Raw genomic sequence first — 17913 nt, forward strand, 5'->3', positions numbered from 1 at the left:
GAAAGCCGGTCACCGCCGCGCCCCGCGCCGGGCCGCCCGCAGCCGTTCCCGCCGCAGCTCGTCGACCTCCGGCAGCGGCAGATCCGGCGGTGGCGAGCCGGTCACCCAGCCGATGAGCAGATCGGCCAGCGCGGGGTTGCGGGCCAGGGCCGGGCCGTGCAGGTAGGTCGCCAGCACGTGCCCGGTAACCGCGCCGTCGGTGCCGTCCCCGTTCCCCGTGCCCGTCCGCACCCGCCCCAGCGGACTGCTGCCCGGTCCCACCGTGGTGACCCCGAGGTGGTTTTCGAACCCGGTCAGCGGACCCGCGCCGCTGTCGGCCACGATTTCGCCGACCGCCCGCCGCCTGCCCGGCGCGGTGTCCACATCGAGCAGTCCGAGCCCTTCGTGGCGTTTGCCGTCCCCGGACACGAACGACGTGCCCAGGACCTGCAGCCCGGCGCACACGCCGAACACGACCGCGCCCCGCGCGGCGGCCCGCCGCAGGCCCGGGTGCTCGCGCAGGTGCCCGGCGGCCAGCGCCTGTGCCTCGTCCTCGCCGCCGCCGAGCAGGTAGACGTCGAGACAGTCCGGAACCGGGTCGCCGTAGTGGATCGCCACGACGTCCGCGGGCACGCCACGCCACCGCAGTCGCTGCCGCAGGACCACCGCGTTGCCCGAGTCGCCGTAGGTGCCCAGCACGTCCGGCAGGACGAGCCCGATCCGCACCGCCGACTCAGCCATCGCCGCTCCGCTGTCCGAGCTGCCGGAACGCGGTGTAGTTCGCGACCAGCTCCACCGGACCCGGCGGCAGGCCGGCGACAGCGCGCACCGGGTCGGCGCAGCGGACGTGCGGCACGCCGGCGTAGGTCAGCCGGACCGCCAGATCCGCCGACCGCTCCCCGGCCGCCACCACCGGGCGGCCCCGCAGCACCTCGAACGGCACGTCCCACAGCCACGACAGGTCACGTCCGTCCGCCTCGCGCCCGTTCACGGCGATGACCACCGGTGAGCGGTCGCCGAGCAGCGGCAGGGTTTCCCGCCACCCGGCCGGATTCTTCGCCAGCAGTACCCGCACCGGGTGCCCGGCCAGGGTGGTCCGCCGGTACCGTCCGGCGACCTCGGTGATCGTCGCCAGGCGGGCACCGGCCGCGGCGGGGTCCACCCCCAGCAGCGCGGCCGCCGCCACCGCCATGGCCGCGTTGGCCGCGTTGGCCCGGCCGGGCAGCTGCAGCGCGAGCGGGGCCGTGCGGCCCGCGGAGTCCACGGCCCGGTCCCCGGCCAGCACCCAGTCCGGGCGGGGCCGCGCCAGCCCGCACCGGCACCGCCAGGCGGGACCGTCGTGCTGGATCGGGCGCCCGCAGCGCCCGCACGCCAGCGCGTCCGCGGTCCAGGACCCGCCCGCGCTCACCCACACGGGCCGCGCCGAGGCCATGGCGGCCGACGTGGCCAGCGGGTCGTCGCAGTTGGCGACCACCGCGGTGCCCGGCAGACCGGCCACCGCCGCCCGCAGGCCGCGCTCGACGGCCCGCACCTCGCCGACGCGGTCGAGCTGGTCGCGGCTGAGGTTGAGCAGCACCAGGCACGCCGGCCGCAGCCGCTGCGCCACGTCGGCGACGTAGTTCTCGTCGACCTCGAGCACCGCGAACGGCGCGTCCGGGCGGTCCACGAGCGCCGCGATCAGCCCGTCCGGCATGTTCGCGCCGTCCCGGTTCGCGGCCACCGGCCCGAGCGGCTCCAGCACGCGGGTCAGCATCGACGCGGTCGTGGTCTTGCCGTTCGTGCCGGTCACCAGGACCACCGTGCGGTCGCGGCCCAGGTGGCGCACGACGTCCGGATCCAGCGCCGCCGCGATCCGGCCGCCGACGACCCCGCCGGCGCCCGCGCCCGTGCCGCGGGACACGGCGGCGGCCGCGCGGGCGAGCGCGACCGCCACCCGCGTCCGGCGCGGGGGAGCGGTCCGGGCTCGCCGTTCGGCCTGGACCGGGGAATCCAGGGGCACGGGCAGGTCTCCTTCGCGGGCGGGGTCGGCTCGGCCCCACTGTGCGCCGCGGACGCTGTGCGGACCCTGAGAACGGCAGCGCCGGCCGCGGCGGGCACACCGCCTCCCCGGAGGAGGCTAGCCGGGCGTTCCTGAGTGGACGCTGAACGGCGTCCTGCCTGGTAGGCGCGCCGGATCGGGACTGGGACGGGGCTAGATTGACCGCGTGCACGCTTCCACCATCCGCATCGACACGGCCCCGTTCGTCGTCACCGCGACGGTTGTCGCGCTCGGCTGCGTCGCCTGGGTCCCGTGGGCCTGGGACCGCTGGCGCCGGCGCGTCGCCGGCCGCGTCACGACGACGGTCGTGGCGGTGGTCGCGGTGGTGCTCGCGAGCGGGTCGGCGGTGAACGCGGCGGGCAGCTTCTACCCGACGCTCGGGTCGCTGCTGGGCACCTCGCCCGACCCCGCCGAAGGCACGGTCGCCGAGGCCGGGCCCGACGGGCGGGACCTCGGGCGCGCACTGGGCACGGCGGCCACCCGCGCGGGCGGCGGGCTCGGCTCGCTGGTGCACCTGACCGTCACCGGGAAGCGCACCGGCCTCACCCGGGACGTCGACGTCTACCTGCCCGCGGTCTACACCGCGCCGGAGTGGGCCGGCTTCCGGTTCCCGGTCGTGGAGTGGATCCCGCACTTCCCCGGCGAACCGCGCCAGGTCGCCACCCTCTACGGCCTGCCGGGCCGGCTCGACGACGCCATCGCCGCGCACCGGCTGCCGCCGGTCGTGGTGATCGTGCCCGACCCCAACGGCGAACCGCGGCTGACCCACGACTCGGAGTGCGTGGACGCCGCCGGCGGGCCCGCCGACGACACGTTCCTGTCCGCAGACCTGCGGGCGTGGGCGAGCGACCACCTGCGGGTGCGCACCGACCGCGAGGGCTGGGCCGCGGCCGGGTGGTCCTCCGGCGGGTACTGCGCGCTCGACCTCGCCGCCCGGCACCCCCAGTGGTACGCGACCGCGGTCAGCATGAGCGGCTACGACGTGACCCCGCACGACGCCGAGACCGGCGACCTGTTCCACGGCCGCGAGGACCTGCGCCGCGCCAACGACGTCTCGGCGATCCTGCGCGACCACCCCGCCCCGCTGCGGCTGCTCGTCACCGCCGATGCCTCTGCCGGCGACGAGTGCGCGGCCCTGCAGCGGTTGCGGGCCGCCGCCACGCCACCTGCCGAGCTGACCACCTGGGTGCTGCCCGCCGCCGGTCACAACCTCGACGCCGTCCGCGCCGAGCTGCCCGCCGTGCTGGACTGGCTCGACACCCAGCTGGGCAACCCCGTCGCCGGGGCCGCCCCGGGCGCGGCCCAGCAGGACGCGGGCGCCATCCCGGCGTGGCCCCTGCCCGACACCGGAACCCCCGGAGCGCTCCATGGCACCGACACCAGCCTCTGACCCCGCCGGCCGCCGCCCCGTGCCACGCTGGCGATCCAAAACCGCCGGAGTGGTGGCCACCGTGGTCCAGCTCGGCGCGGTCGCGTCGGTCGTGCTGTTGTTCACCGGCGGCCACCACGAGTTCTACCGCTGGACCGTCGGGCTGTTCTCGCTGCTCAACATCCCGGCCGACGCGAACATCCTCATCGCGCTCGTCCTCGCGGTGCTCGGCGCGGCGCTGCGGCGGCGCAAGCGCGCCGCACTGAACACCCTCATCCTGTTCCAGGTCGCCGGGCTGCTCATGGACCTGGCCTTCCAGCTGGTCCTGCTGTGGGCACCGCACGTGCTGACGCTGCCGCGCCGCGAACCCGAGCACCTGCCCGCCACGCTGTGGGCGCTCACCGGCGCCGAGATCACCGCCATCGCCCTCATCGCCCTGCTGCTGACGCTGCGCCCGGCGTTCCCGGCGCGGCTGGCGCCGGGCGCGTGGAAGCACGCCCTCGTGGTGGCGCTGACCGGGTTCGGCACGACCATCCTCCTCGGGTGGGGTCTGCTGACCGTCTTCCCCGGCACGCTGACCGGCCTGGGGGACACCTTCCTGTGGGCGGTCAACCACTCCACCGGCGAGCTCCTCCAGCTCCGGCGGCTCGGCGTGCGGGAGGGGCCGCCCTGGATCGACGCGCTGCTCGACGTCGGCGCCACGCTCTCCGCGGTCGCCACCCTGTCGGTGTTCTTCCGCGGCGTGCGCGGGCAGCGACGCCGCACCGACGACGACGAGCTGCGGCTGCGGGCCCTGCTGGCCGCGCACGGCGAGGACGACTCGCTCGGCTACTTCGCCACCCGCCGCGACAAGTCCGTGGTCTTCGACCCCAGCGGCCGGGCCGCGGTCACCTACCGCGTGCTGGGCGGCACCAGCATCGCCAGCGCCGACCCGATCGGCGATCCGGACGCCTGGCCGCAGGCCATCGGGGCCTGGCTCGCGGAGTCCCGCACGTACGGCTGGGCCACCGGTGTGCTGGGCGCGAGCGAACGCGGCGCGCGGGCCTACGTGCGCGCGGGCCTGAAGGCGCTCGAACTCGGCGACGAGGCCGTCCTCGACGTGCGCGACTTCAGCCTCGCCGGCCCGCAGCGCCGGTCGGTGCGCCAGGCCGCGCGCCGGATCGAACGCGCCGGCTACACGGTGCGGATCCGCCGGCACGCCGACATCCCGCCGTCCGAAATGGACGTCATCCTCGACCACGCCCAGCGGTGGCGGGACGCGCGGACCGAACGCGGCTTCTCGATGGCGCTGTCCCGCCTCGGCGACCCGGCGGACGGCCGGTGCGTGATGGTGGAGGCGTTCGACGCGCGGGGGAACCTGCGCGGGCTGCTCTCGTTCGTGCCGTGGGGGCGGCGCGGGCTGTCGCTGGACCTGATGCGCCGCGACCGCGAGGCCGACAACGGGCTCAACGAGTACCTGATCGTGCAGCTCGTCCTCGCCGCCGGGCAGCTGGGCGTGCAGCGGATCTCGCTGAACTTCGCGATGTTCCGCGCCGTGTTCGCCGCCGGTGAGCGGATCGGCGCCGGGCCGGTGCTGCGTGCCTGGCGCGCGCTGCTGGGCCTGGCGTCCCGCTTCTTCCAGCTCGAATCGCTGTACCGGTCCAACGCCAAGTACGGGCCGGACTGGGCGCCGCGGTTCCTCTGCTACAGCTCGGCGCGGCGGCTCGGCCGGATCGGGCTGGCCGCCGGCGCACTGGAGGGGTTCCTGCCGAGCGGGCTGCGGTCCGGGCGCCGCGCCATCTCCTCCGACGATGTCGGCGAGGCGTTCCTGGCGCGGGTGCGGGAGATCGACGCCGTGCGGCCCGAACCGCGGCCGGTGCGCCGCCCCGAGCAGGTGCGCGTCCGGATCGCCAAGCTCGACCGCCTGCGCGCGGCCGGGATCGACCCCTATCCGGCGGGCTTCGACCGGGACACCTCGCTGCGCGCGGTGCGCGCCGAGTTCGACGGGCTGACGCCGGACACGCGCACCGGCCGGAAGGTGCGCGTCGCGGGCCGGGTCATGGCGATCCGCGACCTCGGCGGCGTCTGCTTCGCCCGGATCGAGGACGGCGACGCCCACCTGCAGCTGATCTTCGGCGACGATCCGTTGTGGCGGGACGGGGTCGACCTCGGCGACCACGTCGGCGCGACGGGCGAGGTGGTGACGTCGCGGCGGGGCGAGCTGTCGGTGCTGGTGGCGGACTGGACGGTGACGGCGAAGTGCCTGCACCCGTTGCCGGACAAGCGAAAGGGGCTGACCGACCCGGAGACGCGCGTGCGGCAGCGGTACCTGGACCTCATCGTCAACCCGGCGTCGGCGGAGATGCTGCGGCTGCGCGCCGCGGTGGTGCGCTCGGTGCGGGAAGGGTTGCAGGCGGGTGGGTTCCTCGAGGTGGAGACCCCGATGCTGCAGACCGTGCACGGCGGGGCGAACGCGCGGCCGTTCGTCACCCACATCAACGCCTACGACCAGCGGATGTACCTGCGGATCGCGCCGGAGCTGTACCTCAAGCGGCTGTGCGTGGCCGGGGTGGAGCGGGTGTTCGAGCTGAACCGCAACTTCCGCAACGAAGGGGTGGACGCCACCCACAACCCCGAATTCACCATGCTGGAGGCGTACCAGGCCTACGCCGACTACGAAACGATGCGCGGGCTCGCGCGGTCGCTGATCCAGCGGGCGGCGGTCGCCGCGTACGGCGCGCCGGTCGCGCGGCGGCCGGACCTGGGCGAGGTCGACCTGTCCGGCGACTGGCCGGTGGTCACGGTGTACGACGCGGTTTCGCGCGCACTGGGCGAGAGCGTCACCCCGGACACCCCGCCGGAGCGGCTGCGCCGGTGGTGCCGGGCGGCCGGCGTGCCCGCCGACGACGAGGCCGGGCACGGCGACCTCGTCGGGAAGGCGTTCGAGCACCTGGTCGAGCCGGCCACCGTCGAGCCCACGTTCTACACCGATTACCCGGCCGAAACGTCACCGCTGACCCGGGCGCACCGGCGTGACCCCCGGCTGGCCGAACGGTGGGACCTGATCGCGTTCGGCGCCGAGATCGGCACCGCCTACACCGAGCTGGCCGATCCCCTGGAGCAGCGCCGACGGCTGGAGGCGCAGTCGCTGCGTGCCGCCAGCGGCGACATCGAGGCCATGGAACTCGACGAGGACTTCCTGCTCGCCCTCGAACACGGCATGCCTCCCACCGGCGGGCTGGGCCTCGGGATCGACCGGCTGGTCATGATGCTGACCGGGGCCTCGATCCGGCAGAGCGTGGCGTTCCCGTTCGTCCGCCCCTCCGGCGGGCCGGGACCCGGGTGAGCGGAGGGCTCAGCGCGGGCCGAGCAGTCCGTCCGCGATCAGGTTCGCGAGTTCGCCCGCGGTGCGTTCCTGGCTTTCCCGGGTGACCGGGTGGGCCCGGCCGAGCCGGTGCGCCAGCGGCAGTTGCACCAGGGCGGCGACCGGGCTGATCACGGCGAAGAAGAGCACGTCCACGGGCACGGTGGGCATGCGGCCCGCCGCCATGAGCCGTTCGACGGCCGGGATCAGCGGGCCCAGCACCGGTGCCACGTAGTTGTCGTAGAGGTAGTCCAAGCGCTCGGACTCGCGGCCGAACTCGTCGGCCAGGAGGCGGCCGAGCAGCGGCGCCTCGACCGCGGACTGGTAGAAGTGGGTGATCACGGCGCGGACCCGCTCGGCGTCGTCCACGTCGGCTTCGAGCAGCCGCCGGCGTTCGTGCTGATCGCGTTCGAGGAGCGAGTCCACCACGGCGCGCCAGAAGTTGGCCTTGGACCCGTAGCGGTCGTTGATGAAGTTGTGGCTGACGCCGAGGCGTTTCGCGAGTTCCCTGGCCGAGGTCCGGTCGTAGCCGAGTTCGGCGAAGGCCTCCATGCCGCGCCGGAGGATCTCGGCCTCGCCGGGCACCGGACGCGTGCCCGCGCCGGGACGTCCCGGTCCGCGCGCCGCGCCGGTCACCGACTCCTGTGCCATGCGCTCATTCTCGCCACGGCTCCACCCACGTCCCCTCCTGGGGGGCGTGACTTGACAGGTGTCAGATCCGCCGTAATCTGACATCTGTCAGACCCAGGGTGGGCCGGAAGGGACGACCATGGCGAGGACCACGCCGGACATCCCGGTTCCCGATCTCACCGGCAAGCTCGCGGTGGTCACCGGAGCCAGTGACGGCGTCGGCCTGGGGTTGGCGACCCGGCTCGCCGCGGCGGGTGCGGAGGTCGTCGTGCCGGTCCGCAACCGGCGCAAGGGGGAGGCGGCGATCGCGAAGATCCACCGCCGCCATCCCGATGCCGGAATCTCCCTGCGTGACCTGGATCTGTCGTCACTGGAGTCGGTCGCCGCGGTGGCGGACCGGCTCACCGAGGAGGGGCGGCCGATCCACATCCTGGTGAACAACGCCGGGGTGATGACGCCGCCCGATCGGCAGACCACGAAGGACGGTTTCGAGCTGCAGTTCGGCACCAACCACCTGGGACATTTCGCCCTGGTGGCGCGGATCCTCCCGCTCCTGCGCGCGGGTGGCGCGCGCGTCACGTCGCAGATCAGCGTCGCCGCCGGCCGGCACTCCATCAACTGGGACGATCTCCAGTGGGAGCGCGGGTACCACGGCAACCGGGCCTACAGCCAGTCGAAAATCGCGTTCGGCCTGTTCGGTCTCGAGCTCGAGCGGCGCAGCCGGGAAGGCGGCTGGGGCATCACGAGCAACCTGTCCCATCCGGGAGTGACGCCCACGAATCTCCTCGCGGCGCGCCCGGAGGTGGGCCGGGAACGCGACGCCACGCTGGTGCGGTTCATCCGCGCGCTGTCCGCTCGCGGCATTCTGTTCGGGAAGGTGGAATCGGCGCTGCTGCCCGCGCTCTACGCCGCGACCTCACCCGACGCCGAGGGGGGCCGTTTCTACGGGCCCAGCGGCTTCCGCCACCTGTCCGGCCCGCCGGCCGGACAACAGCTGTACCCGCGCTTGCGCAGCACCGACGACGCCCGCCGGATCTGGGAAATCTCCGAGGACTTGACCGGCTTCCGCTTCCCGGCACCGCGCACGCGAGCACGGGCCTGAGGTGCGGTTCGTCAGGGGCGCCAGGCCGGGTCGCGGCCGATGAAGGCGATCAGCTTGTCCTGCGGGGAGGCGTCGTCGGGGACGGGGACCGCGGGGCCGAACTGTCCGCTGTCGCGGAGGATCTGCTCCATCGGCCGCATGCCGGCGAGCGCGGCGGCGCAGCGGTCCTGCCCGAGGTCGGGTTCGCGGCCGAGCGCCTTCGCCAGGTCCCAGGTGTGCATCCAGACGTCGTTCGTGTAGAACTGGTCGATCGCCTCCTCCGCCGGCTTGTCGCCGATGTGCGGGTTGCTCAGCACGCGCCCGGCGGGGTTGTCGAGGATCGCCTGGATGTCGGTGACGTGCTGCTTCCAGGCCGCGGCCGGGTCGGCGTCGACGTCCAGGGCGGGGAGGTCGATCCCGGCGCCGTGGAGGAACCCGCGGGACCACTCGACGAGGTGTTTGACGACGTCGAGCGCCGTCCATCCGGGAACCGGGCTGGGGCGCGCCCAGTCGCCGGGGGAGGCGGATTCGACCAGGCCGGTGAACCGGGCCGCGTCCTGGGCGTGCTGCTGGGCCGGTGTCATGTCAGGCTCCCTTGGCGAGCAGTTCGTCGAGCTTTTCGTAGCCTTCCTTGACCCCGACGTCCATGCCGCTGGACAGCATGCCGTCGCGGGTTTCGAAGTCCTTCACCACGCTCAGCGCCGTCAGCCGCGTCCCGCCGCCGTCGAGCCTTTCGAAGGTCAGCGTCTCCAGCGCGACGCCGTCGGGTTCGCCGGTGTAGGTGAACGTCCACACGATCCGCTGGTGCGGGCGCACCTCGTGGAAGCTGCCGTAGAACGAGGCGATCTCCTCGCCGTCGCGGTCGTTGGCGAAGGCCCATTCGCCGCCGGTCCGGGCGTCCCACCTGGTGATCCTCGTGGACAGTGAGCGCGGCCCGACCCACTGCGCGTAGAGGTCGGGGTCGACGTGGGCGCGGAACACCTGTTCGGGTGGTGCGGCGAACTCGCGGATGATCTCGATGGTCGGCACCTTGTCGGCCGCCACGATCCGGGTTTCCTGCCGGGTGCTGGTCATGATGCGTCCTCCTGGGGCTGGTCCGTCTCGGCCATGCGGGACAGCACGGCGTCCAGGCGCCGGTACCGCTCCTCGGCCTGGCGCCGGTAGCGCTCGATCCACTTCGTCATCAGGTCGAGCACCTCCGCGTCCAGGTGGACGGGCCGCCGCTGGGCCACCTTGCTGCGGGTCACCAGCCCGGCTTCCTCGAGCACCTTCACGTGCTTGGAGACCGCCTGGAGGCTCATGTCGTACGGCTCGGCCAGCTCGCCGACGGTGGCGTCCGCGGCGGCCAGCCGGGCGACCAGGTCACGCCGGGTCGGGTCGGCCAGGGCCGCGAACACGCGGTTGAGCTGCTCGGTCGTCTCGTCCACCGTGGTTCCTCAACTACTTGGTTGAGGACGACGGTAGGTCCTGGTCCTCGTCGTTGTCAACCAAACGGTTGAGGAAGGTCACCCAGCGACGCTCGCCACGGAGAACGCGTCGGCCGGCATCGGCCGGTGCAGGCGCCAGGTGATCGCGATCGGCCGCTCGCCGCGGTGCTCCACGTAGGACGCGGGCCCCAGGCAGACGAACGGCGCGGCGCCCAGGTCGTCGGTCTTGGTCTCACGCACGAAGAGCACCACATGACTGCCCTGCGCGCGGTGCGCGAGGTATCGCCGGCCGGTGGGCGAGTCGAGGGACGTCGCGTTCTGCGACTCCCAGTGGAACAACTCGGGGCTGATCGCGTAGTCGCGGTACATCGTGGTGGGGGAGAAGTCCTTCTCGCTCTTGCGCAGGTTGATCAACAGCGCGTCGGTCCGGGTGTCCTCACACCACGCGACGCCGGACACGTGGTTGCCGGGGACGCGCTGGAGGGTCGCATAACCCAGCGCGGCGAGGATCTCCTCCCGGCGGTACCGGCTGTGACTGGCCAGGGGCACGTGCTGCAGCCCCTCGCCGAGGGAGGCCGGGACGTGCCGGGCGGTGTCCAAGCCGAGCGCGGCCAGCTCGGCGATCTCGGCGCACACCGCTGGGTGCCGGCGCAGACGATCCAGGCCGGCGCGGTAGGACCGGAACTCGCCGCGCTTCGGCCACAGGGTGAACAGCAACATCCTGGCCAGCCGCTGTTGCCGCTCGGTGAGGTCTTCGTAATCCGGCCCGTCGGCGGTGGCGAGTTGCCGGTAGACCTCGGCTCGCTCGGGATCGTCGACATGCGTGAAGGCCGACATCCGCCGCAGCAGTGAGCCTTCGTCCGGACCGGCGGGCGGGGTGGGCAGACCCGCGTCGCGCCGCAACCCGGTCCACGACCCGCCGCCGCGGTAGACGTCGACCAGTTCCCGATCGGCCGCGTGGAGGTAGTCGGCCAGCGCGAGGTCACCGTGGGAACGGACGTCGGCCGCCAGCTGGGACCGGGTGAAGCGCAGCTGGGTGCGGACGTTGTCGAGCACGATCCGCTGCGCGACCCGGTCCAGCACCACCTGCGATCCCGCGGGCAGGAACGGGAAACCCTGCTCGATCTGGCGCTGCAACCCACGGCGGGTGGCCCCGGTGAGCGCGCGGTAGCGGGTGTCGAACCGGAACTCCTTGCGGTGCTGGCCGATGAAGTCCAGCACGGTCAGCACCGCCTTGCCCGGGGCGCGCCGCAACCCGCGGCCGAGTTGCTGCAGGAAGACCGTCGCGCTGTCCGTGGGCCGCAGGAACAGCACGGTGTCGATCTCGGGGATGTCCAGGCCCTCGTTGAACAGGTCGACCGCGAACAGCACGTTCACCTCGCGGGCCCGAAGCGCGGAGATGGCCCGCTCGCGGTCCGCGGGCGAGCTGTTGCCGGACACCGCCAGGGCGTTGATCCCCGCGTTCCGGAACACCCGCGCCATGTACTCGGCGTGCGCGATGGTCACGCAGAACCCGAGCGCGCGCATCGTCGCGACGTCGGTCACCTTGTCCCGCAGTTCCTTCAGCACCTTCGCCGCGCGGGCGTCGTTGCCGGTGTAGAGCCGCTCGAGGCCGCTGACGTCGTACCTGCCGCGTTTCCACTCCACGCCGGCCAGATCGACCCCGTCGGCGACGCCGAAGTAGTGGAAGGGGATCAGCAAATCGGCCGAAAGCGCTTCCCACAGCGGCAGTTCGAACGCCGTCCGCCCGCCGAACAGTTCCCGGACGTCACGACCGTCCGCGCGCTCGGGTGTGGCGGTGAGCCCGAGGAGTTCCTTGGGGCGCAAGTGGCCCAGCAGCCGCTGGTAGGTGGGCGCTTCGGCGTGGTGGAACTCGTCGACCACGACGACGTCGAAGTGCTCGGGCGGCAGCTTGTCGATGCCGTGTGCGTCCAGGCCCTGGATGCTGGCGAACACGTGACGCCACCGCTCCGGCCGGACGCCGCCGACGTAGGCCTCCCCGAACTTCTCGTCGATCAGCGTCTCGCGGTAGATCCGCAGCGCCTGCTGGAGGATTTCCTTGCGGTGCGCGACGAAGAGCAGCGTGGGGTCCCCGTCCGCCCGCAGTCGCCGGTAGTCCAGCGCGGCGATCACGGTCTTGCCCGTCCCGGTCGCCGCGACCACCAGGTTGCGGTGGCGGTCGTGCACCTGGCGCTCGGATTCCAGCGCCTCGAGGATTTCCTGCTGGTGCGGCAGGGGCCGGACCTCCAGTCCGGCCAGGCTGATCGTCGCCGGTGCGCTGCCGCGGCGTCCCGCCTGGCGGAGCGCGTCGTCGAACCGGTCGGCGTCGGTGTCCGGGTCGTACGGGACGAAGGCGCTGGACTCCCAGTAGGAGTCGAAGGTCGCCTCGAACTTGCGCAGCAGCTCGGGTGTGGCGACACCGGAGAGCCGGACGTTCCACTCCAGGCCCTCGACCAGCGCCGACCGGGAGAGGTTCGAGCTGCCCACGAACGCGGTGTCGAAGCCGGAGTTACGGCGGAACAGCCAAGCCTTCGCGTGCAGCCGCGTCGACTGGGTCTCGTAGCTGATCCGGACCTGGGCGCCGAACTGCTTCACCAGCCGGTCGATCGCGGGGCGCTCCGTCGCACCCACGTAGGTGGTGGTCAGGACGCGGAACGGGACACCCCGGTCCCGTAGGTCGAGCAGGACCTCTTCCAGCAGGCGGAGGCCGGGCCAGCGGATGAAGGCGCAGAGCAGGTCGACGCGGTCGGCGCTGGCGAGCTCGGCCCGCAGCTCGGCGGACAGGCTGGGCTCTTCCTTGGCGTTGGTCAGCAGGGCTGCCTGCGACAGCGGCGTGACCGGCCGGATGTGCTGGCGCGCGCCGGTGCCCGTCACCTCGCTCAGGGCGATGAGCTGCTGCAACGTGTCGGTCAGCCGATCGTCCTCGGCGGCCAGCATGCTCAGCACCCGGTTCGCGAGCTCCACCCGCCGGCCACCGTCGGACTCCTCGGCGATCACCCGGCGCACCGCGTCCGCCACGTGCCGGGCGATGACCTCCGGAGCATCCGCCTCGTCGACGCCGCTGAACTCCGGCGCGAACCGCTCCCGCGCCGCATCGAGCGCCCGATCGAGGCGGTGCGTGCGGACAGCTTCGTACACCCCGTGGGCGAGCGGCTCCATGATGATCACTCTGCCACGAGCGGCCGTCTCCACGGAAGGCGATCTAGGCAAAGGTATTTGACGCTGATTCGAACACGTGAGCGCTTGTGGGATGTGATGGCTGATCAACGCTCGCCGCCGGAGTGCGGTAGGCGCCAACCGGCCCGCCGAAGTCGAAGATCTTTCACTCCGCTCGTAACCTCCCGGACCCGGTGAACCGGCCCCGAGCAGGGGTAGTAGCAGTGCTACTACCGAGCGGTAGAAACGGCGTTAGCGCTGCGCAAACGCCGCTCAGCAAGATCGCTCACCACCCCCTCAAACTGTGGGGTCAGTCACCGTTTGGTGATATCTCCGTTGCGCGTTCGTAATCTGGCTGAGGCCTCGCGGAGACCGGGAAATCCCCCGTTCCCGTCTCCCCACGGCCCCCGCCGGCCTGGCCCCCGACAGGGTCGGCGTGGCTGAACGTCAAGCAAGGAGACCTCCCGTTCATGGGAAGCCATAATTCGAATAACCGTGCTCCCCGAAAGGCGGCCCTGTTTTCCCCGGACAGGTACCGCCCGCGGCACGCAGCCAAACCGAAGAACCTCGGCCGGATCAGCGCGCGCACGTCCGTTTCGGCGGGCCTGCTCATGATGTCCATGGCCGGCTCCGCCAGCCCGCTCGCCATGGCGAGCACCAGTGGCGAGGCCGCCCCGCCGGCGCCCGTCGCCGGTGCGACCCCGGTCGCCGACACCGTCGCCGTCGCCCCGGTCCTCGGGCCGCCGTCGACGTGGGTGGTCACCACCCCGGCGCCGGTCCTGGACATCCCCGCCGCCCCGGCACCCGACCCCGTCGCCGCGGAAACCCCCGCCGCGGAACCGGCTCCGCCCCCGCCGCCCGCGCCGGAGGTGTTCGACACCACCGGCGACCAGATCGCCGGCTGGGTCAACGAGGCCATCCGCGTCATGCGGGCGCAGGGCGTGCCGGTCGACGGCGGTGACGTGCAGGCCATCCGCACGATCATCGACAAGGAGTCGAACGGCAACCCGAACGCCGTCAACCGCTGGGACAGCAACTGGCGCGCCGGTCACCCCTCCAAGGGCCTGATGCAGTGCATCGACTCGACCTTCAACGCGCACAAGCTGCCCGGCCACGACGACATCTTCAACCCGGTGGACAACATCATCGCCGGGGTGCGCTACACGATCAGCCGCTACGGCGGTTTCGACGGCCACCCCGGGCTGAAGTCCATGCTGAAGGGCAGCGGCTACCGCGGCTACTGATCCACCCGTCGAGCGCCCGTCCACTTCGGACGGGCGCTCGCGGTGGTTCAGCGGCTCGCCAGGTAGGCCCGCCAGCCGCCGTGGCCGGTGATGTCCCGGGCCGGGTCCGCGCACCAGGAGTCGGCGACGAAACCGAGCACGGTGGACCCGTCGTCGAGCGTCAGCGGGCCCAGGTGCAGGGGTTCGGCGATCGTCGGCAGCAGCGCGCCGATCGCCGCCTCCGGCAGGTCCCACACCTCCAGCTCGACACCGGAACTGGGACCGTCGCCGCGGAGCAGACCGGGTCGCGGGAACGGTCCGTCCACTGTGTACATGCGGTAGCCGGGTCCGGTGCGGGCCCGGCTGTGCAGCACACCGCCGAGCCGGACCAGGTCGCCGTTCGCGGGCTGACCCGACAGGTGCGCACCCGCGACGGCCAGCAACGTGCGACTCGCTGGTGGTGCGACGGTCTCCCCGGTCCAGCGCGCCGCCAGGTCCAGCAGCGGGCCGTCCGCGAACGCCGGGGCGAGCAGCTGCACCCCGAACGGCAGCCCGTCCGGACGCGTCCCGGTCGGCACGGCGACCGCGCACAGGTCGAGCAGGTTCGCCATGTTGGTGAACCTGCCCAGCCGGGTGTTGACCCCGACCGGATCCGCCGCGACCTCCGCCAGCGTGGGATGCCCGGGCGTCACCGGCAGCAGCAGCGCGTCCGCGCCGCTGAAGGCGCCTTCGGCGAGCCGCCGCAACCGGGCCAGTTCGTGCAGCCCGGCGAAGGCGTCCGCGCCCGAGTACCGGTCCGCGCCGCGCACGATGCCCGCCACGGTCGGATCCACGCCCGGCCCGTCGAGCAGGTGCCCGAACGCGGCCAGCCGCTCGGCCACGAACGCCGCCTCGTACAGCAGCCTGGCCGCCGCCAGGAACGGCGTCACGTCCACCCGGACCACGTGCGCGACCCGCTCGGCGTGCGCGAGTGCGGCCTGCCACGCCGCTTCGTGCTCCGGATCCAGGTCCAGCGGCGCGTCCGGCACCGCGATCACCCGCATCCGCTGGGCGACACCGGGTGGCAGCAGCGCGGGCACCGGCCGCGACCAGGGGTCGGCCGCGTCGTAGCCGATCAGCGCGTCCAGCACCGGGCGGGCTTCGGCGACGGTCCGGGTGAAGGCGGTGACGCAGTCCAGCGACGGGCACGCGGGCAACACCCCGAGCGTCGAGACCAGCCCACGGGTCGGCTTCACCCCGACCAGGCCGTTGAACGCCGCCGGAACCCGCCCGCTGCCCGCGGTGTCGGTGCCCAGGGCGAACGACACCACGCCGAGCGCGACCGCCACCGCGCTTCCCGAACTGCTCCCGCCGCTGACGTGCGCGGGGGAGAACACGCTGTGGCACGCGCCGTAGGGGGAGCGGGTGCCGACCAGTCCGGTGGCGAACTGGTCCAGGTTGGTCTTGCCGATCGGCACCGCCCCCTGGTCCTGCAACCGCCGCACCGCGAACGCCGTCTCGGTGGCGGGGGTATCGCGCGCGGGGCAGCCGGCGGTGGTCGGCACCCCCGCGATGTCGATGTTGTCCTTGACGGCGAACGGCACCCCACCGAGGGGACCGTCCGAATCGGACCGGACGCCGTCCTCGTCCAGCAGCGAGATGAACACCGGCTGGTCCACCTCCCGGGCCGCCTTCAAGGCAACCAGCGGAGTCATCGTGCCCACCTCTCCCGTTCGGCGTCGAACGCCGCCTGCCTGCGTTTGCGGAACAAGGCGATCTCCTCGCGGTGCTTCGACTCCAGCTCGTCCACTTCGGACAGCGAGAACCGCGCCGGCCGGGTGTCCAGCGTGGATCGCCCGGCCTTGACGTCCGCCCGGAGGTCGGCCAGCTCTTCGGCGGTCACCGGCGTGAACCGCAGCCGGTCGAACTGCCGCAGCAGCCACGGCCGCTCGTCCGACCCCGGCACGTGCCGCCACACCGGCACGGTCCGCCCGACCAGCTGGTAACCGCCCGGACCCTCCATTCCGTAGACGCACAGGTAGGCGCCGCCGATGCCCACGGCGTTCTGCGGCGTCCACGTCCGCGCCGGGTTGTACTTCGTGGTCACCAGCCGGTGCCGCGGGTCGACCGGCAGCGCGACCGGGGCGCCGAGGTAGACGTCACCCAGCCCGATCACCAGGTAGGTCGCCTCGCGCAGGATCCGGAACACGTCGTCCCGCTCGGGCAGGTCGTTGATGCGCCGGATGAACTCGACGTTGTCCGGGCACCAGGGCGCGTCCGGCCGCACCGAGCGCGTGTACCGGGCCATGGCCTCGTGCGCGGCGGGGTGGTCGAACGCGATCGGCAACGTCACCTCCCGCACGTCGAGCGTGGCGCCGGCCGGATCGGGCACCGCGCCCGCGAGTTCGTCGAGCAACCCGGCCAGCCGCGTCACCGGCAGCCGGTCCGGGTCCACCTGGACCAGCAGCGACCGCACGCCCTCCACGATCTCGGTGACGCCGTCGGTCGCCGACGCCCGCAGCGCCTCGGCGAGCAGGTGCACCCAGACCCGCACGTGCAGGTCCAGCACCGCGGGACCGGCCTCGACGAGCAGGTGGTGGTCCCCGGCCCGGCGCATCACGACCGCCGGGTCGGCCCGCTGCCGCAGGAAGCCGTGCTCCCGCAGCAGGTCCGTCCGTGGCGCGGGCAGCGCCGGAACCGGAGCGGGCGTCCCTGCGAACTCCGCCGCGACGGCGGCCCGAGGATCGGCCAGGAGCGCGGCCCGCTCGGCGTTGATCGCCTCGGCTTCCTCCGGCGACACCAGCACCAGCCGCACCGCATCGCCCGGCCGGGCCTGCGCCAGTTTCCAGCGGTCCGCGCGGATCACCGTGAACGGCACGACGAACCCGCCGAGGCTCGGCCCGTCCGGCCCGACCACGACCGGCGTGTCGCCGGACAGCATGATCCCGCCCACCGGGTAGGCGCTGTCGTGGATGTTGGACGGGTGCAGGCCGGCCTCGCCGCCGTCCCGGCGCGACCACCGCGGCGTGGGACCGTTCAGCCGCACACCGGTGCGGTCGGCTCGGTGGTCCACCGTCCACGGTGTCTCCAGCAATTCGAGAGCGCCGTCCTCGGTGAGGTACTCCGGCGCGCCGTGCGGGCCGGCGAGCACCCGCACGGCCCACTCGCCGGTCATCGCGGGCAGGACCGGCGCCACGTCGAGCGGTGCGGCGAGGTTCTCGGTGCGGCCGAGGGGGAGCCGGTCCCCGGCGGCGAGCGCGCGCCCGTCCAGGCCGCCGAACCCGCCGAGCAGGAACGTCGCCCGGCTGCCGAACACCTCCGGCACCCGGATCCCGCCCGCCACCGCCAGGTAGGCCCGCATGCCCGGGCCCGAGCACGGGCCCACGTCGACCACCGACCCCGGCGCGACCGGGGTGAGGATCCCCGGCCGCAGCGGACGCCCGTCCACGGTGGCGCGGTGCGCCGCGCCGGTCAGGCACACCGTGGTGCGCCGCTCGAACCGCAGCACCGGCCCGGTGGCCACCGCTTCCAGCCCGGCCGCCTCTGGCGGGTTGCCCACGGCGGCGTTGGCCAGCGCGAAGGACAGGTCGTCCCACGCGCCCGACGGTGGCACGCCGACGTCCCACATGCCGCCCCGGCCGGTCAGGTCCTGGACCGTCGTCTGCGTCCCTGGTGCGAGTACCTCCAC

The 17913-nt window shown here is 73.3% G+C and carries 13 protein-coding genes; 4 read left to right on the forward strand and 9 right to left on the reverse strand.

Translation table 11 applies throughout. The annotated features are described in order from the left end of the window. Positions 1-9 precede the first annotated feature (9 nt). Together IE290_RS01025 and IE290_RS01030 are read right to left on the reverse strand one after the other, a co-directional pair. Positions 10-720 carry a type 1 glutamine amidotransferase gene (locus IE290_RS01025; protein ID WP_191242580.1) on the reverse strand — a complete coding sequence of 237 codons (711 nt, stop codon included), beginning with the start codon at positions 718-720 and terminating at the stop codon, positions 10-12. Then, positions 713-1978 (reverse strand): Mur ligase family protein, encoded by a 1266-nt coding sequence (locus IE290_RS01030; RefSeq protein WP_191242581.1) that lies wholly within the window; start codon positions 1976-1978, stop codon positions 713-715. Before IE290_RS01030 ends, IE290_RS01025 begins: the two co-directional genes overlap by 8 nt. Before the next feature lie 205 nt (positions 1979-2183). Here IE290_RS01030 and IE290_RS01035 point away from each other — a divergent pair, with 205 nt between their 5' ends. Together IE290_RS01035 and lysX are read left to right on the forward strand one after the other, a co-directional pair. Then, positions 2184-3407, forward strand: coding sequence for an alpha/beta hydrolase (locus IE290_RS01035; protein ID WP_191242582.1), 1224 nt, complete (start codon positions 2184-2186; stop codon positions 3405-3407). After that, positions 3385-6711 (forward strand): bifunctional lysylphosphatidylglycerol synthetase/lysine--tRNA ligase LysX, encoded by a 3327-nt coding sequence (gene lysX / locus IE290_RS01040; RefSeq protein WP_191242583.1) that lies wholly within the window; start codon positions 3385-3387, stop codon positions 6709-6711. Before IE290_RS01035 ends, lysX begins: the two co-directional genes overlap by 23 nt. A gap of 9 nt (positions 6712-6720) precedes the next feature. On the opposite strand, the gene IE290_RS01045 is transcribed toward lysX, so the two are convergent. Continuing rightward, positions 6721-7380 carry a TetR/AcrR family transcriptional regulator gene (locus IE290_RS01045; protein WP_191242584.1) on the reverse strand — a complete coding sequence of 220 codons (660 nt, stop codon included), beginning with the start codon at positions 7378-7380 and terminating at the stop codon, positions 6721-6723. 118 nt (positions 7381-7498) lie between these two features. Here IE290_RS01045 and IE290_RS01050 point away from each other — a divergent pair, with 118 nt between their 5' ends. After that, a complete protein-coding gene (locus tag IE290_RS01050; RefSeq protein WP_191242585.1) occupies positions 7499-8461 on the forward strand; it encodes an SDR family oxidoreductase in 963 nt (320 codons plus the stop codon). 11 nt (positions 8462-8472) lie between these two features. Here IE290_RS01050 and IE290_RS01055 read toward each other — a convergent pair whose 3' ends face one another. From IE290_RS01055 to IE290_RS01070, 4 genes are all read right to left on the reverse strand, one after another. Further along, complete coding sequence (locus IE290_RS01055) at positions 8473-9024, reverse strand: TIGR03086 family metal-binding protein (protein WP_191242586.1); 552 nt, start codon at positions 9022-9024, stop codon at positions 8473-8475. A gap of 1 nt (position 9025) precedes the next feature. Next, on the reverse strand, positions 9026-9514 hold the full coding sequence (locus IE290_RS01060; RefSeq protein ID WP_191242587.1) for an SRPBCC family protein: 489 nt from the start codon (positions 9512-9514) through the stop codon (positions 9026-9028). After that, positions 9511-9867 carry an ArsR/SmtB family transcription factor gene (locus IE290_RS01065; RefSeq protein ID WP_191242588.1) on the reverse strand — a complete coding sequence of 119 codons (357 nt, stop codon included), beginning with the start codon at positions 9865-9867 and terminating at the stop codon, positions 9511-9513. The genes IE290_RS01060 and IE290_RS01065 overlap by 4 nt, the downstream gene beginning before the upstream one ends. 78 nt (positions 9868-9945) lie before the next feature. Further along, positions 9946-13026 (reverse strand): DEAD/DEAH box helicase, encoded by a 3081-nt coding sequence (locus tag IE290_RS01070; RefSeq protein WP_191242589.1) that lies wholly within the window; start codon positions 13024-13026, stop codon positions 9946-9948. A 644-nt stretch (positions 13027-13670) separates the two neighbouring features. On the opposite strand from IE290_RS01070, the gene IE290_RS01075 reads away from it, so the two are divergent. After that, the gene (locus IE290_RS01075) at positions 13671-14267 is read left to right on the forward strand and encodes a transglycosylase SLT domain-containing protein (RefSeq protein WP_229874018.1); all 597 of its coding nucleotides are present in this window, start codon (positions 13671-13673) and stop codon (positions 14265-14267) included. A 47-nt stretch (positions 14268-14314) separates the two neighbouring features. Here the strand turns inward: IE290_RS01075 and atzF are convergent, their stop codons facing one another. Together atzF and IE290_RS01085 are read right to left on the reverse strand one after the other, a co-directional pair. Further along, positions 14315-15940, reverse strand: coding sequence for an allophanate hydrolase (gene atzF, locus IE290_RS01080; protein WP_191242591.1), 1626 nt, complete (start codon positions 15938-15940; stop codon positions 14315-14317). After that, positions 15937-17913: a 5-oxoprolinase/urea amidolyase family protein gene (locus IE290_RS01085; protein ID WP_229874023.1), complete on the reverse strand. Its 1977-nt coding sequence runs from the start codon at positions 17911-17913 to the stop codon at positions 15937-15939. Before IE290_RS01085 ends, atzF begins: the two co-directional genes overlap by 4 nt.

It is taken from the genome of Amycolatopsis deserti, assembly GCF_014653945.1.
Classification (GTDB): domain Bacteria; phylum Actinomycetota; class Actinomycetes; order Mycobacteriales; family Pseudonocardiaceae; genus Amycolatopsis_E; species Amycolatopsis_E deserti.

Bases quoted from the DNA above. Each gene is read 5' to 3' on its own strand.
- lysX (WP_191242583.1), top strand. From the start codon at position 3,385: ATGGCACCGACACCAGCCTCTGACCCCGCCGGCCGCCGCCCCGTGCCA.
- IE290_RS01060 (WP_191242587.1), bottom strand. From the start codon at position 9,514: ATGACCAGCACCCGGCAGGAAACCCGGATCGTGGCGGCCGACAAGGTG.
- IE290_RS01045 (WP_191242584.1), bottom strand. From the start codon at position 7,380: ATGGCACAGGAGTCGGTGACCGGCGCGGCGCGCGGACCGGGACGTCCC.
- atzF (WP_191242591.1), bottom strand. From the start codon at position 15,940: ATGACTCCGCTGGTTGCCTTGAAGGCGGCCCGGGAGGTGGACCAGCCG.
- IE290_RS01055 (WP_191242586.1), bottom strand. From the start codon at position 9,024: ATGACACCGGCCCAGCAGCACGCCCAGGACGCGGCCCGGTTCACCGGC.
- IE290_RS01070 (WP_191242589.1), bottom strand. From the start codon at position 13,026: ATGGAGCCGCTCGCCCACGGGGTGTACGAAGCTGTCCGCACGCACCGC.
- IE290_RS01075 (WP_229874018.1), top strand. From the start codon at position 13,671: ATGGCGAGCACCAGTGGCGAGGCCGCCCCGCCGGCGCCCGTCGCCGGT.
- IE290_RS01025 (WP_191242580.1), bottom strand. From the start codon at position 720: ATGGCTGAGTCGGCGGTGCGGATCGGGCTCGTCCTGCCGGACGTGCTG.
- IE290_RS01050 (WP_191242585.1), top strand. From the start codon at position 7,499: ATGGCGAGGACCACGCCGGACATCCCGGTTCCCGATCTCACCGGCAAG.